This is a genomic window from Xanthomonas arboricola pv. populi (assembly GCF_002939945.1).
Lineage (GTDB): Bacteria > Pseudomonadota > Gammaproteobacteria > Xanthomonadales > Xanthomonadaceae > Xanthomonas > Xanthomonas arboricola_A.
This window is the reverse complement of sequence record NZ_MDEB01000001.1, coordinates 43246-65559: the sequence shown is the minus strand read 5'-3', so window position 1 is coordinate 65559 and position 22314 is coordinate 43246. Positions and strand designations below refer to the sequence as shown.

General features: G+C 65.8%; 23 protein-coding genes. 20 read left to right on the top strand and 3 right to left on the bottom strand.

What is annotated here, in order from left to right:
- The first annotated feature begins 14 nt into the window (after positions 1–14).
- From XaplCFBP3123_RS00305 to truD, 7 genes are all read left to right on the top strand, one after another.
- A complete protein-coding gene (locus XaplCFBP3123_RS00305) occupies positions 15–1679 on the top strand; it encodes a CTP synthase (protein WP_104532317.1) in 1665 nt (554 codons plus the stop codon).
- Positions 1680–1974: 295 nt separating this feature from the next.
- Positions 1975–2808 carry a 3-deoxy-8-phosphooctulonate synthase gene (gene kdsA / locus XaplCFBP3123_RS00300; protein WP_104532316.1) on the top strand — a complete coding sequence of 278 codons (834 nt, stop codon included), beginning with the start codon at positions 1975–1977 and terminating at the stop codon, positions 2806–2808.
- A 287-nt stretch (positions 2809–3095) separates the two neighbouring features.
- Positions 3096–4388, top strand: coding sequence for a phosphopyruvate hydratase (gene eno, locus XaplCFBP3123_RS00295; RefSeq protein WP_104532315.1), 1293 nt, complete (start codon positions 3096–3098; stop codon positions 4386–4388).
- A gap of 3 nt (positions 4389–4391) precedes the next feature.
- Positions 4392–4748, top strand: coding sequence for a cell division protein FtsB (gene ftsB, locus XaplCFBP3123_RS00290; protein ID WP_016904016.1), 357 nt, complete (start codon positions 4392–4394; stop codon positions 4746–4748).
- Positions 4745–5518, top strand: coding sequence for a 2-C-methyl-D-erythritol 4-phosphate cytidylyltransferase (ispD, locus tag XaplCFBP3123_RS00285; RefSeq protein ID WP_104532314.1), 774 nt, complete (start codon positions 4745–4747; stop codon positions 5516–5518). Before ftsB ends, ispD begins: the two co-directional genes overlap by 4 nt.
- Positions 5519–5664: 146 nt before the next feature.
- Entirely contained in the window at positions 5665–6156 is a 492-nt protein-coding gene (gene ispF, locus XaplCFBP3123_RS00280) for a 2-C-methyl-D-erythritol 2,4-cyclodiphosphate synthase (RefSeq protein ID WP_104532313.1), read from the top strand.
- A 241-nt stretch (positions 6157–6397) separates the two neighbouring features.
- Positions 6398–7507 carry a tRNA pseudouridine(13) synthase TruD gene (gene truD / locus XaplCFBP3123_RS00275; protein ID WP_104532312.1) on the top strand — a complete coding sequence of 370 codons (1110 nt, stop codon included), beginning with the start codon at positions 6398–6400 and terminating at the stop codon, positions 7505–7507.
- Positions 7508–7649: 142 nt separating this feature from the next.
- On the opposite strand, the gene XaplCFBP3123_RS00270 is transcribed toward truD, so the two are convergent.
- Positions 7650–8189, bottom strand: coding sequence for a Smr/MutS family protein (locus tag XaplCFBP3123_RS00270; protein WP_172453022.1), 540 nt, complete (start codon positions 8187–8189; stop codon positions 7650–7652).
- 99 nt (positions 8190–8288) lie between these two features.
- Here XaplCFBP3123_RS00270 and surE point away from each other — a divergent pair, with 99 nt between their 5' ends.
- From surE to XaplCFBP3123_RS00250, 4 genes are read left to right on the top strand one after another with little or no spacing between them, the layout of a single operon-like run.
- On the top strand, positions 8289–9068 hold the full coding sequence (surE, locus tag XaplCFBP3123_RS00265; RefSeq protein WP_104532310.1) for a 5'/3'-nucleotidase SurE: 780 nt from the start codon (positions 8289–8291) through the stop codon (positions 9066–9068).
- Complete coding sequence (locus XaplCFBP3123_RS00260; RefSeq protein WP_104532309.1) at positions 9065–9742, top strand: protein-L-isoaspartate(D-aspartate) O-methyltransferase; 678 nt, start codon at positions 9065–9067, stop codon at positions 9740–9742. Before surE ends, XaplCFBP3123_RS00260 begins: the two co-directional genes overlap by 4 nt.
- A gap of 18 nt (positions 9743–9760) precedes the next feature.
- Positions 9761–10375 (top strand): YqaA family protein, encoded by a 615-nt coding sequence (locus tag XaplCFBP3123_RS00255; RefSeq protein ID WP_016904009.1) that lies wholly within the window; start codon positions 9761–9763, stop codon positions 10373–10375.
- Positions 10372–11148 (top strand): peptidoglycan DD-metalloendopeptidase family protein, encoded by a 777-nt coding sequence (locus tag XaplCFBP3123_RS00250; RefSeq protein WP_172453021.1) that lies wholly within the window; start codon positions 10372–10374, stop codon positions 11146–11148. The genes XaplCFBP3123_RS00255 and XaplCFBP3123_RS00250 overlap by 4 nt, the downstream gene beginning before the upstream one ends.
- Positions 11149–11337: 189 nt before the next feature.
- On the opposite strand, the gene XaplCFBP3123_RS00245 is transcribed toward XaplCFBP3123_RS00250, so the two are convergent.
- Both XaplCFBP3123_RS00245 and yhbY read right to left on the bottom strand, forming a co-directional pair.
- Positions 11338–11712 (bottom strand): Mth938-like domain-containing protein, encoded by a 375-nt coding sequence (locus tag XaplCFBP3123_RS00245; protein ID WP_104532307.1) that lies wholly within the window; start codon positions 11710–11712, stop codon positions 11338–11340.
- A 15-nt stretch (positions 11713–11727) separates the two neighbouring features.
- Positions 11728–12033: a ribosome assembly RNA-binding protein YhbY gene (yhbY, locus tag XaplCFBP3123_RS00240; protein ID WP_104532306.1), complete on the bottom strand. Its 306-nt coding sequence runs from the start codon at positions 12031–12033 to the stop codon at positions 11728–11730.
- A gap of 65 nt (positions 12034–12098) precedes the next feature.
- Here yhbY and rlmE point away from each other — a divergent pair, with 65 nt between their 5' ends.
- From rlmE to lexA, 9 genes are all read left to right on the top strand, one after another.
- Positions 12099–12731 (top strand): 23S rRNA (uridine(2552)-2'-O)-methyltransferase RlmE, encoded by a 633-nt coding sequence (gene rlmE / locus XaplCFBP3123_RS00235; RefSeq protein ID WP_104532305.1) that lies wholly within the window; start codon positions 12099–12101, stop codon positions 12729–12731.
- A gap of 60 nt (positions 12732–12791) precedes the next feature.
- Positions 12792–14732: an ATP-dependent zinc metalloprotease FtsH gene (gene ftsH / locus XaplCFBP3123_RS00230; RefSeq protein ID WP_172453020.1), complete on the top strand. Its 1941-nt coding sequence runs from the start codon at positions 12792–12794 to the stop codon at positions 14730–14732.
- Between the two features lie 124 nt (positions 14733–14856).
- Positions 14857–15759, top strand: coding sequence for a dihydropteroate synthase (gene folP / locus XaplCFBP3123_RS00225; protein WP_104532303.1), 903 nt, complete (start codon positions 14857–14859; stop codon positions 15757–15759).
- Positions 15759–16742 (top strand): tRNA (adenosine(37)-N6)-dimethylallyltransferase MiaA, encoded by a 984-nt coding sequence (gene miaA / locus XaplCFBP3123_RS00220; RefSeq protein ID WP_104532302.1) that lies wholly within the window; start codon positions 15759–15761, stop codon positions 16740–16742. The genes folP and miaA overlap by 1 nt, the downstream gene beginning before the upstream one ends.
- 79 nt (positions 16743–16821) lie before the next feature.
- Complete coding sequence (gene hfq, locus XaplCFBP3123_RS00215) at positions 16822–17100, top strand: RNA chaperone Hfq (protein WP_005915027.1); 279 nt, start codon at positions 16822–16824, stop codon at positions 17098–17100.
- A gap of 11 nt (positions 17101–17111) precedes the next feature.
- The gene (gene hflX / locus XaplCFBP3123_RS00210) at positions 17112–18431 is read left to right on the top strand and encodes a ribosome rescue GTPase HflX (protein ID WP_104532301.1); all 1320 of its coding nucleotides are present in this window, start codon (positions 17112–17114) and stop codon (positions 18429–18431) included.
- 340 nt (positions 18432–18771) lie between these two features.
- Positions 18772–19266, top strand: a complete 495-nt coding sequence (locus XaplCFBP3123_RS00205; RefSeq protein WP_172453019.1) for a CinA family protein — start codon at positions 18772–18774, stop codon at positions 19264–19266.
- A gap of 572 nt (positions 19267–19838) precedes the next feature.
- Positions 19839–21515, top strand: coding sequence for a 2-polyprenylphenol 6-hydroxylase (ubiB, locus tag XaplCFBP3123_RS00200; protein WP_104532299.1), 1677 nt, complete (start codon positions 19839–19841; stop codon positions 21513–21515).
- A gap of 89 nt (positions 21516–21604) precedes the next feature.
- A complete protein-coding gene (lexA, locus tag XaplCFBP3123_RS00195) occupies positions 21605–22249 on the top strand; it encodes a transcriptional repressor LexA (protein ID WP_104532298.1) in 645 nt (214 codons plus the stop codon).
- The last annotated feature ends 65 nt before the right edge of the window (positions 22250–22314 follow it).

The following is a 22314-nucleotide window of genomic DNA, read 5'->3' as shown; positions in this document are numbered from 1 at the left end:
AGGCTTCAAGCCCCATGACCCCCCTGATTTTTGTTACCGGCGGCGTAGTGTCCTCGCTAGGCAAGGGCATTGCCGCCGCTTCGCTTGCCTCCATTCTGGAAGCGCGTGGCCTGAAGGTCACGATGATGAAGCTGGACCCGTATATCAACGTGGACCCGGGCACGATGAGCCCGTTCCAGCATGGTGAGGTCTACGTCACCGACGACGGCGCCGAGACCGACCTGGATCTGGGTCACTACGAGCGCTACGTGCGCACGCGGCTGTCGCGCAAGAACTCGGTCACCACCGGCCGGATCTACGAGAACGTGATCCGCAAGGAGCGTCGCGGCGATTATCTGGGCGCCACCGTGCAGGTGATCCCGCATATCACCGACGAGATCCGCCGTTGCATCGACGAGGCCACCGCCGGCTTCGATGTGGCGCTGATCGAGATCGGCGGCACCGTCGGCGATATCGAGTCGCTGCCGTTCCTGGAGGCGATCCGCCAGGTGCGCACCGAGCGGGGTGCCGAAAAGGCCATGTTCATGCACCTCACGCTGGTGCCATACATCGCCGCCGCTGGCGAGCTGAAGACCAAGCCGACCCAGCACTCGGTCAAGGAGCTGCGCTCGATCGGTATCCAGCCGGACGTGCTGCTGTGCCGTTCCGAGCAGGCGGTGCCGGATTCGGAGCGCCGCAAGATCGCGTTGTTCACCAACGTCTCCGAGCGCGCGGTGATCAGCTGCCCCGATATCGACGTGCTGTACGGCATGCCGCTGGAGCTGCGTCGCCAGGGCCTGGACGAGTTGGTCATCGATCAGTTCAAGCTGCGCGACAAGGTGGCTGCGCCCGACCTGTCCGAATGGGCGGCGGTAGTGGATGCGGTCAAGCACCCGCTGGACGAGGTCACCATTGCGGTGGTCGGCAAGTACGTCGATCACCAGGACGCCTACAAGTCGGTGGCCGAAGCGCTGCGTCACGGCGGTCTGCGCCAGCGCACCAAGGTCAACCTGAAGTGGCTGGAAGCGCAGGATCTGGAAGGCAGCGACATGGCGGCGCTGCAGGATATCGACGGCATTCTGGTACCGGGCGGCTTCGGCGACCGTGGTTTCGAAGGCAAGGTGCTCACCTCCAAGTACGCCCGCGAGCATAAGGTGCCGTACTTCGGTATCTGCTACGGCATGCAGGCCGCGGTGGTGGACTATGCCCGCCACGTGGCCGATCTGGATGCAGCCAACAGCACCGAGAACGATCGCCAGTCGCCGCACCCGGTGATCGGCCTGATCACCGAATGGCGTACCGCCACCGGCGAAGTCGAAAAGCGCGACGAGAAATCCGATCTGGGCGGCACCATGCGGCTGGGGCTGCAGGAGCAGCGGCTCAAGCCGGGCACGCTGGCGCGCGAGGTGTACGGCAAGGATGTGGTCGCCGAACGTCATCGCCACCGCTACGAGTTCAACAACCGCTACCGCACCCAGCTGGAAGACGCCGGTCTGGTGATTTCCGGCAAGTCGATGGACGACACGCTGGTGGAGATGGTGGAGCTGCCGCGCGACACGCATCCCTGGTTCCTGGCCTGCCAGGCGCATCCGGAGTTCCTCTCTACGCCGCGCGACGGGCATCCGCTGTTCATCGGCTTCGTGCGCGCCGCGCGCGAGAAGAAGGCGGGCGGAAAACTGCTGAAGCAAGCGCGTGGGTGAGGGCTTGCTTCTCCCATCGGGAGAAGGTGCCCCGCAGGGGCGGATGAGGAGCGCCGCTGGACACTGGAAGGCAAATCAAAGAAGCCTCGCGGATACTCCCTTCTCCTATCGGGGAAAGGTGGCGCGCAGTTCCGGATGAGGGTGCGCCGCAACACACTGAAAGAAGGCCGCCATGAGGAACGCGTCGCCACGCGCCAGCCAAGGCAAACCATCGGGCTTTACCGGTGCTTCGCAACCATACCCTCACCCCGACCCTCTCCCGACGGGAGAGGGGCTTTAATCAATAGGTGACCTGATGAAACTCTGTGACTTCGACGTTGGCCTGGATCAGCCGTTGTTCCTGATCGCCGGCCCCTGCGTGATCGAGTCGATGCAACTGCAGCTCGACGTGGCCGGCAAGCTCAAGGAGATCACCGGCAAGCTCGGGATCAACTTCATCTTCAAGTCGAGCTTCGACAAGGCCAACCGCACCTCCGGCACCAGCTTCCGAGGACCGGGCCTGGAAGAAGGCCTGAAGGTGCTGGAAGCGGTGAAACAGCAGATCGGCGTGTCGGTGCTGACCGATGTGCACGAATACACCCCGATGAACGAGGTCGCCGCCGTCGTCGACGTGCTGCAGACCCCGGCCTTCCTGGTGCGCCAGACCGACTTCATCAAGAACGTCTGCGCCGCCGGCAAGCCGGTCAACATCAAGAAGGGCCAGTTCCTGTCGCCGTGGGACATGAAGCCGGTAGTGGACAAGGCCAAGTCGACCGGCAACGAGCAGATCATGGTTTGCGAACGTGGCGCCTCGTTCGGCTACAACAATCTGGTCAGCGACATGCGCTCGCTGAGCGTCATGCGCGACACCGGCTGTCCGGTGGTGTTCGATGCCACCCATTCGGTGCAGTTGCCGGGCGGGCAGGGCAGCAGTTCCGGCGGCCAGCGCGAATTCGTGCCGGTGCTGGCGCGCGCCGCGGTGGCGGTGGGTATTTCCGGCCTGTTTGCCGAAACCCATCCGGACCCGTCCAAGGCCCTGTCGGACGGCCCCAACGCCTGGCCGCTGGACAAGATGGAGGCCTTGCTGGAAACGCTGCTGGCGCTGGACACCATCACCAAGCGTCACGGCTTTCTCGAACAAGGCGTCTGACTGAATTGCGCAATAGCGCGCGCGGCCGGTGCTGCGTGGTCCGTTATTGCTGCCGGTGCGCGTGCGCTGTGTGCCGGCGCTCGCAGATCGGTGCCGCGTGCGGCAGCTGCAGCTGACGTGGCTGCACTGCGCAGTCCGTACCGCCTGCCACGTGCGGCCCCGGCGTCCTGACGTGTCGCCATCGCGGCGGCCGCGCGATCACGCCATTTGGCAAGCCGCAGTCCTGCGGCGATAATCCGGCAGCTTGTTTCCGGTGTCCTTCCCCCTTACTGGTAACCGATCGACCTATGACCACTATCGCCAAGATCCTCGCCCGCGAAATCCTCGATTCCCGCGGCAATCCCACGCTGGAGGCCGAAGTCACGCTGGACGACGGCGCGTTCGGCCGTGCCGCCGTGCCCTCGGGCGCCTCGACCGGCACCAAGGAAGCGGTGGAACTGCGCGATGGCGACAAGACCCGTTACCTGGGCAAGGGCGTGCTGCACGCGGTGCAGAACGTCAACGGCACCATCGCCGAGACGCTGAAGGGCTTCGATGCCGCCGACCAGCAGGGGCTGGACCGCCGCCTGATCGACCTGGACGGCACCGAGAACAAGGGCCGCCTGGGCGCCAATGCGCTGCTGGGTGTTTCGCTGGCCGCCGCGCATGCCGTGGCCGCCTCGCGCAAGCAGCCGCTGTGGCAGTACCTGTCCACCATCACCGAATCGGACGTGGCGCTGCCGGTGCCGATGATGAACATCATCAACGGCGGCGCGCATGCCGACAACAACGTCGACTTCCAGGAGTTCATGGTGCTGCCGGTCGGCTGCAGCTCGTTCTCCGAAGCGCTGCGTGCCGGGACCGAAATCTTCCACGCGCTCAAGTCGGTGCTCAAGGGCCATGGCCTGAGTACGGCAGTGGGCGACGAAGGCGGCTTTGCGCCGGACTTCCGCAGCAATGTCGAAGCGCTGGACACCATCCTCGAGGCGATCGGCAAGGCCGGCTACACCGCGGGCGAAGACGTGCTGCTGGGCCTGGACGTGGCCTCCAGCGAGTTCTACGACAACGGCAAGTACAACCTGGTCGGCGAGAACAAGCGCCTGACCAGCGAGCAGTTCGTCGACTTCCTGGCCGACTGGGTTGCGCAGTACCCGATCATCAGCATCGAAGACGGCCTGGCCGAGGACGACTGGGCCGGCTGGAAGCTGCTCACCGATCGCGTCGGCAAGAAGGTGCAGCTGGTCGGCGACGATCTGTTCGTTACCAACCCGAAGATCTTCAAGCAGGGCATCGACTCGGGCACCGCCAACGCGATCCTGATCAAGGTCAACCAGATCGGCACGCTGACCGAGACGCTGGAAGCCATCGCGATGGCGCACGCGGCCAACTACGCCTCGATCGTCTCGCACCGTTCGGGCGAAACCGAAGACACCACCATCGCCGACATCGCCGTGGCCACCACCGCCACGCAGATCAAGACCGGCTCGCTGTGCCGCAGCGATCGCGTCGCCAAGTACAACCAGTTGCTGCGCATCGAGCAGGCGCTGGGCTCCGGCGCGCGTTACGCCGGCCGCGACGCGTTCGTTTCGATCAAGCGATAAGCCGTGCGCAACTGGCGCTGGCTACTGCTGGTGCTGGCGGTGCTGCTGGCTTGGCTGCAGTACCGCTTCTGGTTCGGGCCTGGGAATTCCGGCGAAGTCATGATGCTGGAAGCCCAGGTCGCGCATCAGACACAGGACAACGAAGGTCTGCGCCAACGCAACCAGGCGTTGGCAGCAGAGGTGAAGGATTTGAAGGACGGCGAGGCGGCAATCGAGGAACGCGCGCGCAGCGAGCTGGGCATGATCAAACCGGGCGAGACATTCTATCGCGTGGTCGAGGATGCGCCGCCGCTGCCGCCTGCAGTGGCCGCGCCGTCGGCCGCGCCCGTCGAGCCCGACGCTCCGGCGGAACAGCCATGACCGGTTCGATCTGGGCGATCGTGCCGGCCGCCGGGCGTGGCACGCGCTTTGGCGGGCAGACCCCCAAACAATATCTGCCCGCTGCCGGGCAACCGCTGATGGCCTACACGCTGGCGGCGCTTGCCGCGCATCCGGTGGTGGCCGGCATCGTGGTGGTCATCGCGCCCGACGATGCGGATTGGCCAGGCTGGACCGCGGTGCAGGACAAGCCGGTGCTGACCTGCGTCGGCGGCGTCACACGTGCGGCATCGGTGCTGGCCGGATTGCTGGCCTTGCCTGAAAGCGTGCGTGCCGATGACTTTGTGCTGGTGCACGACGCCGCGCGGCCCAATCTGGCCTTGGCCGATCTGGAGCGCCTGCTGGAAATCGGCCGCGGCGATCCGGTCGGCGCGATCCTGGCTGCGCCGGTGCGCGACACCCTCAAGCGTGCCGGCGACGATGGCGGCATCGATGCCACCGAGCCACGCGAGCGGTTGTGGCGTGCGCTGACCCCGCAGCTGTTCCGTCGCCATCAACTGATCCGCGGCCTCACCGAGGCGTCGGCGGCCGGGGTGGACGTGACCGACGAGGCGATGGCGATGGAGCGGCTGGGATTGCGTCCGTTGCTGGTGGAAGGTGCCGAAGACAACTTCAAGGTGACCACGCCGACGGATCTGGCGCGCTTCGAATTCGAACTCGCGCGCCGCGGCGTGGCAGTGGATGCCGAATTGGTGGCCACACGCAGCGATGCGGTGTGTGCCGGTGCCGATCACGACGTCAATACGCGTTAGAGCGGCTGTCGAACGATTGCGAGGCCGGTTTGCGGAACCGGCTGTGTAGGCCATTCGTACACTGCGGTCTCTTTGCAACGTCCATGCCGACCTAAACGACTGCTTGCTCCCTGTTGTTGGGCACTCTCACTCACCACGGATTTTCCATGTCTTTCAATTTTCGAATCGGTCAGGGCTACGACGTGCATGCGTTCGGTACGGGCGACCACGTGATGCTGGGCGGCATTCGCATCGCGCACAGCCATGGCGTGCTCGCGCACAGCGATGGCGACGTGGTGTTGCATGCGCTGTGCGATGCGATGCTGGGCGCCCTGGCGCTGGGCGATATCGGCCAGCATTTCCCGCCGTCCGACGCGCGCTGGAAGGATGCCGACAGCGCGCAGTTCCTGCAGCACTGCGATCATTTGCTGCGCGAGCGTGGCTGGCGTGTCGGCAATGCCGATGTCACCGTGATCTGCGAGCGTCCCAAGGTCGGCCCGCATGCGCTGGCGATGCGCGAACGGATCGCCGGCCTGCTGGCGATCGAACTCGATGCGGTCAGCGTCAAGGCCACCACCAGCGAAAAACTCGGCTTTACCGGCCGCAGCGAGGGCATCGCTGCGCAAGCGGCGGTGTTGCTCGGCAAGATCGCTGTCTAACGGCGACTAACAACTCACCGGCTGTCGGCGCGGACGGTGCCAGCCACCGCGATCATCACGCATACCCTGCAGTTCCGAGCGTGCCGTCCACACGCATCCGACCACCGCCGGCCAGGTCTTTTTAGCCGTTCCAGATCGCTGTTACCACGCCGAGCTGATCTTGGCGTTGCAACGCGACACCACCGCGCCGAGGCATTCGGCACATAGCGCACGACCTGTCGGCGCGAAGGTAAATCACAGCATGAGCGACACCTTTCTGCTGCCGCGCGCGCATGGCGCTGCAGTCCTCGGCGCGGCAATGCGCAGCACGCCCGAGGATTTTCAGGTCGATGAGCTGCCGGCCTTCGAGCCCTCCGGCGAGGGCGAGCACCTGTTGCTCACCATCCGCAAGCGTGGGCAGAACACCGCCTATATCGCGAAAAAACTCGCGCATTGGGCTGGGATCGCCGAGATGGGCGTCAGCTACGCCGGGCTGAAAGACCGCCATGCGGTGACCACGCAGCGCTTCAGCGTGCATCTGCCCAAGCGCATCGCGCCGGAGCTCGCCACGCTCGACGACGATGAAATGCAGGTCATCGCCAGCACCTGGCACAACCGCAAGCTGCAACGCGGCGCACTGCTGGGCAATCGTTTCATGTTGACGTTGCGCCAGGTCCAGGGCGAGCGCGCTGCGATCGAACAGCGCCTGCAGGCGATCGCCGCGCGCGGTATCCCGAACTGGTTTGGTGAGCAGCGTTTCGGCCACGATGGCGGCAACGTGGCCTCCGCGATGGCGATGTTCGGTTACCTGTCCAATGCCGACGGCACCTTGTCAGCGGCGCCGGCATCCAGGCGGCGGCTGCGCAACGATCAACGCTCGATGCTGCTGTCGGCGGCGCGCTCGGCGTTGTTCAACCGTGTGCTCACCGCACGCGTGAAGCAGGGTAGCTGGGATACCGCGCTGGAGGGCGAGGCGTGGACGCTGGATGGCTCGCGCAGCGTGTTCGGTCCCGAGCCGTTCAACGATGTACTGGCAGAGCGCCTGGCGCGCTTCGATATCCATCCCAGCGGGCCATTGTGGGGCGCCGGTGAGCTGCGTTCGACCGGGCAGGCTGCGATGGTGGAGCAGGGCGCGTTGTCCGATCCACAATCCGAAGTGCTGCGCCACGGCCTGGAGGCCGCAGGTTTGAAACAGGAGCGCCGCGCACTGCGCTTGCGTCCGCAACAGCTGCAGTACCGCTGGCTGGATGCGGACAGCCTGCAGATCGAATTCGCATTGCCGCCGGGCTGCTACGCCACCGCAGTGCTGTGGGAACTCGGCGAGGTCGGCGATGCCGGCCGTCTCAACACCGGCATGCGGTCCGACGCCTGAGCCTGGCGGGTTGTCGTTGGCCGCCCGGCAAACCCGTCACCGCCGTAGGAGCGGACCAGGCCGCGACGGGCCTGCCCCTCAGCCCGTCCCCCACGCAAGCGCGTGCCTGCAATCTATGTCGGTAACCCGTCACCCAATCGGCCTAACGCCGCGCCAGCAACACCAGCAACGCCCCGGTGCCACCCTGCGTGGCCGGCGCGGAATGAAACGCCAGCACGTCGTTGCGCTGACGCAGCAGGCGATCCATCAGGTTCTTCAACACCGGCGCGCCATTGTCCGACTGCAGCCCCTTGCCATGGATGATGCGCACGCAGCCATGGTCGTGCGCATGCGCCTCCAGCAGGAACTGCCGCAGCAGGGATTCGGCCTGCGTGGCGGTGGCGCCATGCAGATCCAGTTCGTCCTGGATCGAAAACTGACCGCGCTTGAGTCGTTGAAACAATCGGGCAGGAAGATTCTCGCGTCGGTAACTGGCGGTATCGCCCGCCTCCAACGGTGCACTGTCGCGCAGCAGGCGTGCGAATTCGGTGTGTGCTTCGGCATCGTCGCGCTCTGCCATGCGCGCGCGCGGCTTGGGGCGCGGTTTGGCATTGGCCGGTGGTGCGACCTCACGAATCGGCTTGACCGCGCCGATCGCTGCGCGGAACAGCGCGCCGTCGTCTTCGTCTTCAGGATGCGACATGCTCACAGCGTAACGTGCCCAACCTCAGGTGCAAGCGAAGATCAAGCGCGAAGGGCGCGGACGCATCCGGTATCATGGCCCGGTTTTCCGAGGAGTCCCATGCGCGTACTGGTTAGCAACGACGACGGTGTCGACGCCCCCGGCATCCAGATTTTGGCCGAGGCGCTGCGCCATGCCGGTCATGAAGTGATGGTGGTCGCGCCCGACCGCGACCGCTCCGGCGCCAGCAATTCGCTGACGCTGGATGTGCCGATCCGTACCCGCCGCATCGACGCGCAGACCTGCGCAGTGGCCGGCACGCCGACCGACTGCGTGCATCTGGCGCTGACCGGCATGCTCGATTACGACCCGGACATCGTGGTCTCCGGCATCAACAACTCGGCCAATCTCGGCGACGACGTGATCTATTCGGGCACCGTGTCCGCCGCGATGGAGGGCCGCTTCCTCGGCCTGCCCGCGGTGGCGGTCTCGCTGGTGACGCACAACCACGAAGCGCATCACTACGACACCGCCGCGCGCGCCGCGGTGGAGATCGTGGCGCGGCTGAAGGCCGACCCGTTGCCAGCCGACACCATCCTCAACGTCAACGTGCCGGATCTGGCCTGGTCGGATGTGCTCGGTTTCGAGGTCAGCCGGCTCGGCAACCGCCATCGGTCCGAGCCCTGCGTGCCGCAGCGCGATCCGCGCGGCCGCACCGTGTACTGGATCGGCCCGGCCGGGCCGGAGCAGGACGCCGGCGCCGGCACCGACTTTCATGCCGTGCGCACCGGGCATATCTCGATCACCCCGATCCATGTCGATCTGACCCGCTATCAGGCGTTGGAGACGGTGGCCGGCTGGGTGGGCGGCTTGACCGCCGCGCTGGATACGCCGGCATGACGCCGAGGCTGCGTCTGCAACCGGAATCGGTCGGGATCGGCATGACCTCGCAACGCGTGCGCGACCGGCTGGTCGAGCGCCTGCGCGAGGCTGGCATCCAGGACGAGGCCACGCTCAACGCGGTGCGCACGGTGCCGCGCCATCTGTTCATCGACGAAGCGCTGGCCTCGCGCGCCTACGAAGACACCGCCTTGCCGATCGGCCACGGTCAGACCATCTCGCAGCCCTGGGTGGTCGCGCGCATGACCGAGGCGGTGCTGCAGGTCGGCCCGGCCAGGGTGCTCGAAGTGGGCACCGGCTCCGGCTACCAGGGCGCGATCCTGGCCGCGCTGGGGCTGGAGGTGTACACGGTCGAGCGCATCGGCGACCTGCTGCGGCAGGCGCGCAAGCGCTTCCGGCATCTGGGCATGAATGTGCGCAGCAAGCACGACGACGGCCGCATCGGTTGGCCCGAACACGGCCCCTACGACGCCATCGTGGTCACCGCCGCCGCCCCGGCGCTGGTCGATGCCCTGGTCGATCAACTGGCGGTCGGCGGGCGGCTGGTCGCCCCGGTCGGTGGCGCCTCGTCGCAATCGCTGGTGCAACTCACGCGCGGTGCCGACGGTGCGATCGAACAGCAGGTTCTGGCGCCGGTCACGTTCGTCCCGCTGTTGTCGGGCATGCTGGATTGAATCCATGAGAGTTCCTCGATGAAGATCTTCGGGCCGTTGTACGACGTGGCCATTCGTTGGTCGCGCAATCGCCGCGCTCCGGCGCTGCTGACCGGCCTCAGTTTCGTGGAGGGTTTCATCTTCCCGGTGCCCCCGGAGGTGATGCTGGCGCCGATGTCGCTGGCCGAACCCCGGCGCGCCTTGTGGTTCGCCACCTTGAGCCTGATCGGCTCGGTCTGCGGTGCGCTGGTTGGGTATCTGCTGGGCCATTTCGCCTTCGCCGCATTGCAGCCGCTGATCGAATGGCTGGGCTGGAGCGCGAAGATCCAGGCGCAGATCGAAACCCTGCGCACGCTGGTCGCCGATTCGCCGTGGAAAGCCTTCTGGGCGCTGGTGCTGGTGGGCTTCACGCCGATTCCGTTGAAGATCTTTACCTGGGCGTCGGGCGTGGTCGGCGTGCCGATCCTGCCCTTCATCGCCAGCATGCTGGTGGGGCGCGGCAAGCGCGTATATCTGGTGGCCGGCGCGATCCGCCTGGGCGGGGCGCGTGCCGAAGCCGCGTTGCATCGCTGGATCGAGCCGCTGGGCTGGGTGGCCATGGCGGTGCTGGCGGTGGGAGCAGGGTGGCTGGTGTGGAAGACAACCAACGGATGAGCAAGTTGCAGATGAATTCGGTACGTAAGACAGCGGTCCTGCTCGCAATCGCCGTCGGGCTGGGCGCCTGCAGCAGCGCCACGGTGGTGCGTTCGCCCGGAGCAGGCGGTGGTTCGTCGTCCGCGCGCCCCTCCGCGGCCCCGCGTCCGTCGGTGCCGCGCCCGGGTGCGACCGTCACCGTCCAGCGCGGCGACACGCTGTACGCCATCTCGCGCCGCACCAACATCACCGCGCCGGATCTGGCGGCCTGGAATGGCCTGTCTTCGCCGAACACCATCTATCCCGGCCAGACCCTCAAGCTCTATCCGCCCGGCGCCAGCAGGCCGGGCGGCGGCACTTCCACCGCCGGCACGGTGGTTCCGCCGCGCCCGAGCGCCCCGATCGCAGCGCCGGTCAGCAGCGGATTTCCGTGGCGCTGGCCGGCCGATGGCGTGGTGGTCGGCACCTTCGTCAGCGGTGAGACCACCAAGCAGGGCGTGGACATCGCCGGTGCCAGCGGGCAGGCGGTACGTGCCGCGGCCGATGGCGTGGTGGTGTACTCCGGCGCCGGCCTGGTCGGCTACGGCGAGCTGATCATCATCAAGCACAACGACCAATGGCTGTCGGCCTATGGGCACAACCGCAAGCGCCTGCTCAACGAAGGCCAGAGCGTCAAGGCCGGCCAGCAGATCGCCGAGATGGGCCGCAGCGGCGCCGCCCGCGACATGCTGCACTTCGAGATCCGCTACAACGGCAAGCCGGTGGATCCGCTGTTGTATCTGCCGAAGAAGTGAATCGGGAGTAGGGAATAGGGAATCGCAACAGCCTTGGGCCGGGACTTTATCGATGGGTGGCGAATGACGCCTGGCATGAACAGGGCATCTAAGGCTTGGTCAAATTTCGCTTGACAGCGAAATTTCAGTCCAGCCTGCTTTCCCGATTCCCGATTCCCGATTCCCGATTCCCGATTCCCGATTCCCGATTCAGCCTTCCAGAATCATTGCCAGCGCCACCCGGCGGCCTTCGCTGGCCAGCACGTTGTAGGTGCGCGCCGCGGCCGCATTGGTCATCGCTTCCAGGCCGATGCCGCGGGTCAGGCAGGCTGCCAGTACGTCCGTTTTCGGGAACTGCTGCCGCTCGCCGGTGCCAAGCAGGATCACCGCCGGGGCAAGCGCCAGCACCGCGTCCATATGCGCGACCTGGAGCTGTTCCAGGCCGGACACCGGCCAGCCTTCCACCAGCTCGTCGGGCATCAGGATGAAGCTGCGCTGCAGAATCCGGTCGTTCACCTTGGCATGCCGGCCATCGGCCGCGCGCAGCGCATAGGTGTAGTCGGGGTGTTCCTGGCTTAAAGGCATGGCGAACTCGTCGGGTCAGCCGCGCGGCAGCACGATCTGACGCTTTTCCTTGCTGGGGCGGTACAAGATGGCGACATGCCCGATCCGCTGCACCAGCGCGCTACCGGTCTGCCGGGTCAGTTCGGCGATCATGGCGTCACGGGCCTCGCGATCCTCCGATGTCACCTTCACCTTGATCAATTCGTGGCGCTCGAGCACTTCCTCAAGTTCGGCCAGAAATGCCGGCGTGACCCCTTTGCCGCCGGTTTGCAGCAGTGCCTTGAGATCGTGGGCCTGGCCGCGCAGGAAACGGTTCTGGGCGGAGGTGAGAACAATGGACATGCAGGATCAAAGGGAAGCAAAGGGTGTTCAGGGTATCATGGCGACCCGTTCAGACCCCTTTGCCGATGCCTTCCCGTAGTAAAAGCAGCCAGCGCTGGCTCAAGGAACACTTCGCCGATCCGTTCGTCAAGAAGGCGCAGGCCGAAGGCATGCGCTCGCGCGCGGCCTACAAGCTGGAAGAACTGCTCCAGCGCGACCGTCTGCTCAAGCCGGGCATGGTGGTGGTCGACCTGGGCGCCGCGCCGGGCGGCTGGTCGCAGCAGGTACGCAAGTCCATGGGCGACAACGGCCGGGTGGTGGCGCTGGATATCCTGGAGATGCCGCCGCTGGCCGGCGTGGAGTTCCTTCACGGCGACTTCAGGGAGCAAACCGTCCTATCGGAATTCGAGGCGATGCTGGGCGATGTGCCGGTGGACCTTGTGCTGTCGGATATGGCCCCCAATAAGAGTGGCATGGATGCGGTCGACCAGCCGCGGATGATGCACCTGGCGGAACTGGCGATGGAATTTGCCGACACCCACCTCAAACCGGGCGGGGCGTTCCTGATCAAGCTGTTTCAGGGTGTCGGGTCCGACGACTACATTCGTGAGCTTCGCCGCCGCTATGACAAGGTGACGATTCGCAAACCGGCGGCCTCGCGCAAGCGCTCCCCGGAAGTTTATGCGCTCGGTCAGGGCAAGCGTGTCCAGATCAAGTAAGCTGCCAATGACCACCGTGTTTCAAGAATTGAAGAGTAGAGGGCACCGGAGCCAATGAGGATGAACGACTTGACCAAGAATCTGCTGCTGTGGGTGGTCGTCGCGGTTGTGCTGATGGTCGTCTTCCAGAGCTTCTCGCCGCGGATGGCGGGCGGTGTCGGCCCCGACTCGATCACCTACACCCAGTTCCTGAAGGAAGTGGACTCCGGCCGCGTCAAATCGGTGGACTACACCGACGAGACCAATCTGGCGGTCAACGCGATCCGCTTCAAGCGCACCGACGGCAGCGAAGCCACCGTCTATGGGCCGCGCGACGACAAGCTGGTCGACGTGCTGTATAGCAAGAACATCGAAATGACCCGCCAGAAGCCCTCCACCGGGCCCGGTTTCTGGTCGTTGGTGCTCAATTTCCTGCCGGTCATCCTGATCATCGGCTTCTGGCTGTTCATCATGCGCCAGATGCAGGGCGGTGGCGGTGGTGCCAAGGGTGCGATGAGTTTCGGCAAGTCGCGCGCCAAGCTGCAGGGCGAGGATCAGGTCAAGATCACCTTTGCCGACGTTGCCGGTTGCGACGAGGCCAAGGAAGAAGTCGGCGAGCTGGTCGACTTCCTGCGCGACCCGACCAAGTTCACCAAGCTGGGCGGCAAGATTCCGCGCGGCGTGTTGATGGTCGGCCCGCCGGGTACCGGCAAGACGCTGCTCGCCAAGGCGATTGCCGGCGAGGCCAAGGTGCCGTTCTTCAGCATCTCCGGTTCCGACTTCGTCGAGATGTTCGTGGGCGTTGGCGCCAGCCGTGTGCGCGACATGTTCGAGCAGGCCAAGAAGCATGCGCCATGCATCATCTTCATCGACGAAATCGATGCCGTGGGCCGTCATCGCGGCGCCGGTCTGGGCGGTGGACATGACGAGCGCGAGCAGACCCTGAACCAGTTGCTGGTCGAGATGGACGGTTTCGAAGGTGGCGAAGGCGTGATCGTGATCGCCGCAACCAACCGTCCCGATGTGCTGGATCCGGCGCTGCTGCGTCCGGGCCGTTTCGATCGCCAGGTCGTGGTCGGCCTGCCGGACGTCAAGGGGCGCGAGCAGATCCTGCGTGTGCACATGCGCAAGCTGCCGTTGGCCGACGACGTGGTGCCGATGGTCATCGCACGCGGTACGCCGGGGTTCTCCGGTGCCGACCTGGCCAACCTGTGTAACGAGGCGGCGTTGTTTGCCGCACGTGGCAGCGAGAAGGAAGTCCGCATGGACCACTTCGACCGTGCCCGCGACAAGATCCTGATGGGTGCCGAGCGCCGCTCGATGGCCATGAGCGAGGACGAGAAGACGCTGACCGCTTACCACGAGGCAGGTCACGCCATCGTCGGCCGTCTGGTGCCCGAGCACGACCCGGTCTACAAGGTCACGATCATTCCGCGCGGTCGCGCCCTCGGCGTGACGATGTATCTGCCGGAAGGCGACCGTTATTCGATGAACCGCGTGGCGATCGAGTCGCAGCTGTGCTCGCTGTATGGCGGCCGGGTGGCGGAAGAACTGATCTTCGGCGGCGACAAGGTCACCACCGGTGCGTCCAACGACATCGAGCGTGCGACCAAGATGGCGCGCAACATGGTCACCAAGTGGGGCCTGTCAGACGAGCTTGGCCCGGTGGCCTACGGCGAGGAGGAAGACGAAGTGTTCCTGGGTCGTTCGGTGACCCAGCACAAGAACGTCTCCGACGAGACCGCGCGCATGATCGACGAAGTGGTGCGTTCGATCCTGGACAAGGCCTACAGCAAGACCAAGGCCATCCTCACCGAGAACCTGGACAAGCTACATGCGATGTCGCAGCTGCTGCTGCAGTACGAGACCATCGACGTGCCGCAGATCGACGCCATCATGGAAGGCCGCGAGCCGCCGCCGCCGGCGGGCTGGGGCAAGTCCGACAAGGACGGTGGCAATAGCAACGACAAGGGCAGCCCGCGTCCGTTGCCCCCGATCGCCGGGCCGGCCGAGCAGCTGTAACGCCAGTCATCGGTTAGCTGTAGACGCATTCATCAAGGCCGGGAAGCGATTCCCGGCCTTGATGCGTTGTAGGGCCGCATCGCCCGATCAGGTCCTACCGCAATCATTCAAGGAGACACCATCGATGTTCGACACCGCCCTCAAACTGGATTGCGCCGGTCGCGAGCTGCGACTGGATGCGCCGCAGGTGATGGGGATCGTCAATGTCACGCCGGATTCGTTTTCCGACGGAGGCCAATACGCCAGCTGCGAGGCCGCCATCGCGCATGGCCTGGGTCTGGTCGAGCAGGGCGCTGCGGTGCTGGATGTCGGCGGTGAATCCACCCGTCCCGGCGCCACACCGGTGTCGCTGGAGGAAGAACTGCAGCGCGTGATCCCGGTGATCCAGGCGTTGGCGCAGCAGACCGACGTGCCGATCAGTGTGGATACCTTCAAGCCGGAGGTGATGCGCGCGGCGGTGGCGGCCGGCGCCGGCATGCTCAACGACGTGCACGCGTTGCGCTCGCCAGGTGCGCTGGATGCCGCGGCCGAATTGCGGGTGCCGGTGGTGTTGATGCATGCACGCAGCGCGCCACATGCGATGCAGGATGCGCCGCACTACGACGACGTGGTGGCCGAAGTGCATCGCTTCCTTGCCGAACGCATCTTCGCGGCCGAAATGGCCGGGATCGACAAGCGCCGGTTGATCCTCGACCCGGGCTTCGGCTTCGACAAGACCACCACGCACAATCTGACCGTGCTGGCGCAGTTGCAGCGCCTGCAGGAGTTCGGCCTGCCGGTGCTGGCGGGGCTGTCGCGCAAGCGCAGCATCGGTGAGCTGACCGGGCGCAAGCGCGCAGCCGAGCGTGTGCATGGCTCGGTCGCCGCGCATCTGATCGCCGCCCAGCACGGCGCGATGTTGTTGCGCGTGCACGATGTGGCCGCCACCGTGGATGCCTTGAAGGTGTGGAACGCAATGGCGGCCATTCCGTTGCCGCGCGTGAGCGCGCCTGCGGCACCGGGCATGCGCTGGCCGGACGAGGACTGATGCCCGCCGACCGACGCCCGCTGGTGATTGCGCTGATGGGTCCGACCGCCAGCGGCAAGACTGCGCTGGCACTGGACGCCGCGGCGCGCTGGAACGGCGAGATCGTCAGCGTCGACTCGGCGCTGGTGTACCGCGGCCTGGACATCGGTGCGGCCAAGCCGGATGCCGCGATGCGCGCGGCGGTGCCGCATCACCTCATCGATCTGCGCGACCCCTGGCAGATTTACTCGGCGGCGGAATTCGCCAGCGATGCGCGGCAGGCGATCGAGCAGATCGTGGCGCGCGGCAAGCTGCCGATTCTGGCCGGCGGCACCGGGCTCTACTTCCGCGCCTTGCTGGAAGGCCTGTCGCAGTTGCCCGAGGCCGATCCGGCGGTGCGCTCGGCAATCGCGTCCGAGGCCGCGCAGCTTGGTTGGGCCCAGATGCACGCGCGACTGGCGGACGTGGACCCGGTCGCGGCGGCGCGGATCCATATCACCGATCCGCAACGGATCCAGCGCGCCCTGGAGGTCTACCGTATCAGCGGCAGGCCGATCAGCTACTGGCAGGCGCTACCGCCTGGCCCGCGCTTGCCGGTGCGGGTGCTGAAGATGGTGCTGGCACCGCGCGAGCGCGCAGTGCTGCACGCGCGCATCGAACAACGCCTGGATACGATGCTGGCACAGGACTTTCTGGGCGAAGTGGAACGTCTGCGGGCACTGCCGCAACTGCGTGCGGTCGCTGCGCCGCTGGATCTGCCCGCGGTGCGCGCGGTGGGGTATCGCCAGGCCTGGGAGTATCTGGATGGGGCCGGTCGCCTGGCCGACTTCCGCGCCAAGGCGGTGCAGGCCACCCGTCAACTGGCCAAGCGCCAACTCACCTGGCTGCGTGGCGAGCTCGATGCGCGCTGGTTCGACCCGGAGCGTGACCGGCACCGATTGGAAAGCGCACTTGTCGGCTTCCTCGGTCAACGTTCCGCTGTACGGCAGGCTTCAGGCGTGTAACATCCTGTTTCCGGGGCCGGCTGGGGATGGCAGGTGTCGACCGGGACTATAAGAACAATAATGAAGAGGAGTTTTTTCGATGGCTAAGGGGCAATCTTTACAGGATCCATTCCTCAACGCGCTGCGGCGCGAGCGGGTGCCGGTCTCTGTGTATCTTGTCAACGGCATCAAGCTGCAGGGCACGATCGAGTCGTTCGACCAGTTCGTGGTCCTGCTGCGCAATACCGTGAGTCAGATGGTCTACAAGCACGCCATCTCCACGGTCGTGCCGGCGCGCAATGTGCGCGTGGGACCGGGTGGTGGGTATGTGCAATCCAATGAAGGCAACCAGGCGGAAGATGACGACGTCGAGCAGTGATGGAGTAGTGCGTGTTTGATCGCTCACGCAAGGGTGAACACGCGTTATTGATTCAGACCCACTCCGGTGGGCCTGCCGAAGAGGATGTGCTGGAGGAGTTCGCCGACCTTGCCAAGTCGGCGGGCGCCACGGTGGCGGCCACGCTTACCGCACGCATCGACAAACCGAACCCGTCCACCTTGATCGGCAGCGGCAAGCTGGAAGAGATCAAGGCCGCAGCCGAGGCCACCGGCGCGGATCTGGTATTGGTCAACCACACCTTGTCGCCCGGCCAGGAGCGCAATCTGGAGCGCTATCTGGAGCGGCGCGTGATCGACCGTACCGGCTTGATCCTGGACATCTTCGCGCAACGGGCACGCAGCCACGAAGGCAAGCTGCAGGTCGAGCTGGCGCAGTTGCGGCACATGGCCACCCGGCTGGTGCGCGGCTGGACCCACCTGGAGCGTCAGCGCGGTGGTTCGATCGGCCTGCGCGGACCTGGCGAAACCCAGCTGGAAACCGACCGCCGCCTGCTGCAGAAGCGGGTGGAGCAGTTGCAGCAGCGGCTGGAAAAGGTCGAGGTGCAGCGCACCCAGATGCGGCGTGCGCGCATGCGCAGCGAACTGCCGCGGATTGCGTTGGTCGGTTACACCAATGCCGGCAAATCCACGCTGTTCAACGCCTTGACCGGTGCGGGGGCCTACGTGGCCGACCAACTGTTTGCCACGCTCGATCCCACCGTGCGCCGCATCGCGCTGCCGGGTGGCAGCGCGATCCTGGCCGATACGGTCGGCTTCGTGCGCGATCTGCCGCATCAACTGGTCGCCGCGTTCCGTTCGACCTTGTCCGAAGCGCGCGACGCGGATCTGTTGTTGCATATCGTCGATGCGGCCGACCCGCTGCGCGAAGAACGCATCCAGCAGGTCGATGAGGTGTTGCATGCGGTGGGCGCGGGCGATTTGCCGCAGCTGCTGGTGTTCAACAAGATCGACAAGATCGAAGGCGCGCAGGTGCGTCACGATGCCCAGGACGGCATTCCCGACCAGGCGCGTCGCGAACGCGTGTGGGTCTCCGCGCGCGATGGGCGCGGGCTGCCGGAACTGCAGCACGCCCTGGGGCAGCGACTGGACCTGCGGCATGTGACCGGGCAACTGCGGTTGCCGCCGTCGGCCGGCCGTCTGCGCTCCAAGTTGCATCAACTGGAAGTCGTGCGCGGCGAGCAGTCCGACGAGGACGGCTGGTTGCTGGACGTCGATCTGCCGATGGTCGAGGCCGAGCGTCTGGCTGCCGGCGACGACGGTGCGCCACTGCGCGCGATGCTGCCCGATCGTCGCGAAGACTGGGAGTCGTGATCGGTGCTGCACGGTCGGGTCGGCCCGGCCGTGCGGATCGCCGTTGTCAGGGCAAGCCGGTGGGTGCAGGCGGTGTGGCGATCGTGCTGCTTCGGTCCTGGCGCCCTGTTTGCTAGCGCGACCGAATGCGTGTCTGCAGCAGTCGCCCAGGCAGGACAACGTCTGCTTCGCAGCCGACACCTTGGCGATCCTGTCGCCAGCGCAGCCGATGCCCGCTGCCATTGGCTGCACACCGCCACTGAACCCTGGCCACGTCGTCAGTGGCGCGGATTGGGTGCCAGCGCAGACAGACGCGGCAAATTCGGCTAAAACGTCGGTTGCTTCTTCATTCGCCGTGCCCATGTCCATGTCCGCCGATTCCGAACTGCAGCAGCTGGCCGAACACCTCGGTCAACAGCTGCTCGCCGCGCGCGAGCGCCTGGTCACTGCCGAGAGCTGTACCGGTGGCTGGATCGCCAAGGCGGTCACCGATGTGGCGGGGTCCTCGCACTGGTTCGATTGCGGCATGGCCGCTTACAGCTACGAGGCCAAGCAGGCCTTGCTGGGCGTGCGGCCGCATACCCTGGAAGTGCATGGTGCGGTCAGTCGCGAAACGGTGATCGAAATGGTGTCGGGCGCGCTGGTCAATTCCGGGGCGAGCATCGCCGTGGCGGTGACCGGCATTGCCGGGCCGGGTGGCGGCAGTGAGGACAAACCGGTCGGCACGGTATGGATCGGCTGGAAGCGGCGCGGTGGCTATGCCACTGCGCAGTTGTTCCAGTTCGCTGGCGATCGCGATGCAGTGCGTCGTCAGACCGTGGTTGCCGCGTTGCAGGGCCTGAGCGCACTGCTCTAGTCCCCGGGCGGAAGAGGGCGCGCGCGGCTATGCTGCGCAGAATGTGGCTCTGGCCGCGTCGATTCTCTTGGGCATTGAGCGATTGCGCAGCGGATGCATGGCTGCAATGCCGCTTTGACCGCAGTGCGTTCGTTGTACGCTCCGCAGGTTATGCCAGCGGTGTTTTCCAGCCTCGATCATCGGCACCAGGATGCATGCGTAAGCGCAACCTCGGCTAAGCCCGTAGGTGTTCATGACGCGACAGGCACGTGCAGATCGGCTACAAACAAGGTCTCGTTTTCAACCTGCATGCCGATGCTTCCGCTTTTTGCTCATGCGTTGTTTTTGTTTGCACCGCGCCGATCCGCTGGCGGTGTCCTGGCGTTGCTGGATGATCGGCGAGCATCCGTCCGGCAGCCGATGCTGGAGGCGGCCGGTCATTGCGCCGTCTTGTGCGTGAGCGATCATGCAGCCATGGGCATTGCGCGTGGTCGTGCATGGTCAACGCGCGCTTCCAACGACGATACGCGGCCGGCGATGCACCTTAGTGCGACGCGACCTGTTGCCGCGGCGCACTCGCAGGCGGTGCGCTGATGTGGGAAGCACTCGGCACCGTTCGGGACCTTGGGCGACTGCAGGAAATCGCCGCGGTGCTGATCCGTTACGGATTCGGCGATGTGGTGCGGCGTATCGGGCTTGCCGACGTGCTCGAGCGTGCCGGCAAGCTGCTGCACTGGCACAACGCCGAGGGTCGCTTGCGCCTGTCCGCCGCAATGCGGGTGCGACGCGCGCTGGAGGAACTCGGGCCGACCTTCGTCAAGCTGGGGCAGGTGCTGGCCACGCGTGTGGACCTGCTACCGCCGGAGTGGATCGACGAGCTGAGCGAGCTGCAGAATGCAGTGCCCGCGCTGCCGTTCGAACAGATCCGCCCGCAATTGGTCGCAGCCTTGGGTGCGGAGCCGGAAAGCGTGTTCGCACGCCTGGACGAACAGCCTTTGGCTGCGGCATCGCTGGCGCAGACGCATCGTGCCTGGCTGGCCGATGGCACACCGGTGGTGCTGAAGATCCGCCGCCCCGGCATCGGCGATGTCATCGATGCGGATCTGCGTCTGCTGGCACGCCTGGCGGAAATCGTGGAAACGCGCGCGCCCGATCTCAAGCGTTATCGCCCCGCCGAAGTGGTGCAGCAATTCACGGTCTCCTTGCGGCGCGAACTCGACTTCGCCGCCGAGTGTCGCAACGCCGAGCGCATCGCAGCCAATTTCGCCAACGACCCCAGGGTGGTGGTGCCGTCCGTCTATTGGCAGTGGACCTGCGAATCGCTCAACGTGCAGGAATTCATCGACGGCATTCCTGGGCGGGATATGGTCGCTGTGGATGCGGCAGGCCTGGACCGCAAGGCGCTCGCGCGCACCGGCGCCGGGATCGTGCTGAAGATGGTGCTGCAGGATGGCTGCTTCCACGCCGACCCGCATCCGGGCAATATTTTTTATCTGCGCGACGGGCGCATCGCCGTCATCGATTTCGGCATGGTCGGACGCGTCTCCGAGCAGCGTCGCTTCCAGGTCGCGCAACTGCTGCATGGCATGGTCAGCTACGACGCCGAAGCGGTCATCGACGTACTGCTGGAATGGGCCGGAACCAGTCTGGATATCGATGAGTCGCGACTGCAGCAGGATATCGGCGCCTTCGTCGACGAGTACCGCGGCGTGCCGCTGAAAGAGCTGCGCATCGGCGCGATGCTGGGCGATGTCACCTCGATCCTGCGCGATCACGGGCTGCCCCTGCCGTCGGATCTGGCACTGATGATCAAGGCGTTTCTCACGCTCGAAGGCATGGGACGCCAGCTCGATCCGGATTTCGACATGGCCACCGAGGCGCGTCCGTATCTCGAACGCGTGGTGCTGCAGCGTTATGCGCCGAGCGCGATGCTGCGGCGCAGCCGTCGCACCGTGACCGGCGCGATCGATCTGATCGGCGATCTGCCACGCGATCTCAAACGGCTGCTGCAGGCCGCACGGCGCGGCAAGTTGCAGCTGCAGATCGAAACGCGTGCGTTGCGCGAGTTCGGCGACCAGGTCGATCGCGCGGCCAACCGGCTCACCATGGGGATTGTGACTGCCGCGCTGGTGATCGGCTCGTCGATCGTCATGAACAGCGTCGGTGGCAGTGCCAGCCGCTGGCTGCTTGCGTTGGGTGTCGGCGGTTTCATCGGTGCAGCCATCTGCGGCGTCTGGATCCTGTTCTCCATCTGGCGGAGTCGGCGTTAGACGCGGTACGTGCCGACCCGATGGCCGGCCCGGCGTGGCGCACGACGCGGCTATTGCGCGGGCGTCAGTTAGTAGTAATACTACTAACCATGGACCTGACCGATACCCAGCAAGCAATCCTGGCCTTGATCGCCGAGCGCATCGACGCCGACGGCGTCCCTCCCTCGCAGACCGAGATCGCGCGCGCCTTCGGCTTCAAGGGTGTGCGCGGCGCGCAATACCATCTGGAGGCATTGGAGCAGGCCGGTGCGATCCGTCGCGTCCCCGGCCAGGCCCGCGGCATCCGCCTGGCCGGGCAGAGCGCCCCGTCGCGCACCCTGCCTGCCGCAAACGAGCCGGTGCGCGACGATGTGCTGCGCCTGCCGGTGCTGGGACGTGTGGCGGCAGGTCTGCCGATCGGCGCGGATATCGGCTCGGACGACTTCGTGGTGCTGGATCGGGTGTTTTTCTCGCCGTCGCCGGACTATCTGCTCAAGGTGCAGGGCGACTCGATGCGCGACGAAGGCATCTTCAACGGCGACCTGATCGGGGTGCACCGCACCCGCGACGCGCGTTCGGGGCAGATCGTGGTGGCGCGGATCGATGAGGAGATCACGGTCAAATTGTTGAAGATCGGCAAGGACCGCATCCGCTTGCTGCCGCGCAACCCGGACTATGCGCCGATCGAAGTGTTGCCGGATCAGGATTTCGCGATCGAGGGCCTGTACTGCGGGCTGTTGAGGCCGAATCGTTGAGCACTGCGCCGATGGCCGCACTGGCGTTATCCCGAGCTGGTGCCACAGGATTTCCCGCTGCCATC

What these genes read in the sequence shown, in the direction of transcription:
- folP (WP_104532303.1), top strand. Translation starts at nt 14,857, where the DNA reads ATGTTCGACACCGCCCTCAAACTGGATTGCGCCGGTCGCGAGCTGCGA.
- lexA (WP_104532298.1), top strand. Translation starts at nt 21,605, where the DNA reads ATGGACCTGACCGATACCCAGCAAGCAATCCTGGCCTTGATCGCCGAG.
- ispD (WP_104532314.1), top strand. Translation starts at nt 4,745, where the DNA reads ATGACCGGTTCGATCTGGGCGATCGTGCCGGCCGCCGGGCGTGGCACG.
- surE (WP_104532310.1), top strand. Translation starts at nt 8,289, where the DNA reads ATGCGCGTACTGGTTAGCAACGACGACGGTGTCGACGCCCCCGGCATC.
- eno (WP_104532315.1), top strand. Translation starts at nt 3,096, where the DNA reads ATGACCACTATCGCCAAGATCCTCGCCCGCGAAATCCTCGATTCCCGC.
- kdsA (WP_104532316.1), top strand. Translation starts at nt 1,975, where the DNA reads ATGAAACTCTGTGACTTCGACGTTGGCCTGGATCAGCCGTTGTTCCTG.
- XaplCFBP3123_RS00305 (WP_104532317.1), top strand. Translation starts at nt 15, where the DNA reads ATGACCCCCCTGATTTTTGTTACCGGCGGCGTAGTGTCCTCGCTAGGC.
- XaplCFBP3123_RS00250 (WP_172453021.1), top strand. Translation starts at nt 10,372, where the DNA reads ATGAGCAAGTTGCAGATGAATTCGGTACGTAAGACAGCGGTCCTGCTC.
- XaplCFBP3123_RS00205 (WP_172453019.1), top strand. Translation starts at nt 18,772, where the DNA reads ATGTCCATGTCCGCCGATTCCGAACTGCAGCAGCTGGCCGAACACCTC.
- XaplCFBP3123_RS00245 (WP_104532307.1), bottom strand. Translation starts at nt 11,712, where the DNA reads ATGCCTTTAAGCCAGGAACACCCCGACTACACCTATGCGCTGCGCGCG.
- rlmE (WP_104532305.1), top strand. Translation starts at nt 12,099, where the DNA reads ATGCCTTCCCGTAGTAAAAGCAGCCAGCGCTGGCTCAAGGAACACTTC.
- ispF (WP_104532313.1), top strand. Translation starts at nt 5,665, where the DNA reads ATGTCTTTCAATTTTCGAATCGGTCAGGGCTACGACGTGCATGCGTTC.
- XaplCFBP3123_RS00270 (WP_172453022.1), bottom strand. Translation starts at nt 8,189, where the DNA reads ATGTCGCATCCTGAAGACGAAGACGACGGCGCGCTGTTCCGCGCAGCG.
- truD (WP_104532312.1), top strand. Translation starts at nt 6,398, where the DNA reads ATGAGCGACACCTTTCTGCTGCCGCGCGCGCATGGCGCTGCAGTCCTC.
- yhbY (WP_104532306.1), bottom strand. Translation starts at nt 12,033, where the DNA reads ATGTCCATTGTTCTCACCTCCGCCCAGAACCGTTTCCTGCGCGGCCAG.
- XaplCFBP3123_RS00260 (WP_104532309.1), top strand. Translation starts at nt 9,065, where the DNA reads ATGACGCCGAGGCTGCGTCTGCAACCGGAATCGGTCGGGATCGGCATG.
- miaA (WP_104532302.1), top strand. Translation starts at nt 15,759, where the DNA reads ATGCCCGCCGACCGACGCCCGCTGGTGATTGCGCTGATGGGTCCGACC.
- hfq (WP_005915027.1), top strand. Translation starts at nt 16,822, where the DNA reads ATGGCTAAGGGGCAATCTTTACAGGATCCATTCCTCAACGCGCTGCGG.
- ftsH (WP_172453020.1), top strand. Translation starts at nt 12,792, where the DNA reads ATGAACGACTTGACCAAGAATCTGCTGCTGTGGGTGGTCGTCGCGGTT.
- XaplCFBP3123_RS00255 (WP_016904009.1), top strand. Translation starts at nt 9,761, where the DNA reads ATGAAGATCTTCGGGCCGTTGTACGACGTGGCCATTCGTTGGTCGCGC.
- ubiB (WP_104532299.1), top strand. Translation starts at nt 19,839, where the DNA reads ATGTGGGAAGCACTCGGCACCGTTCGGGACCTTGGGCGACTGCAGGAA.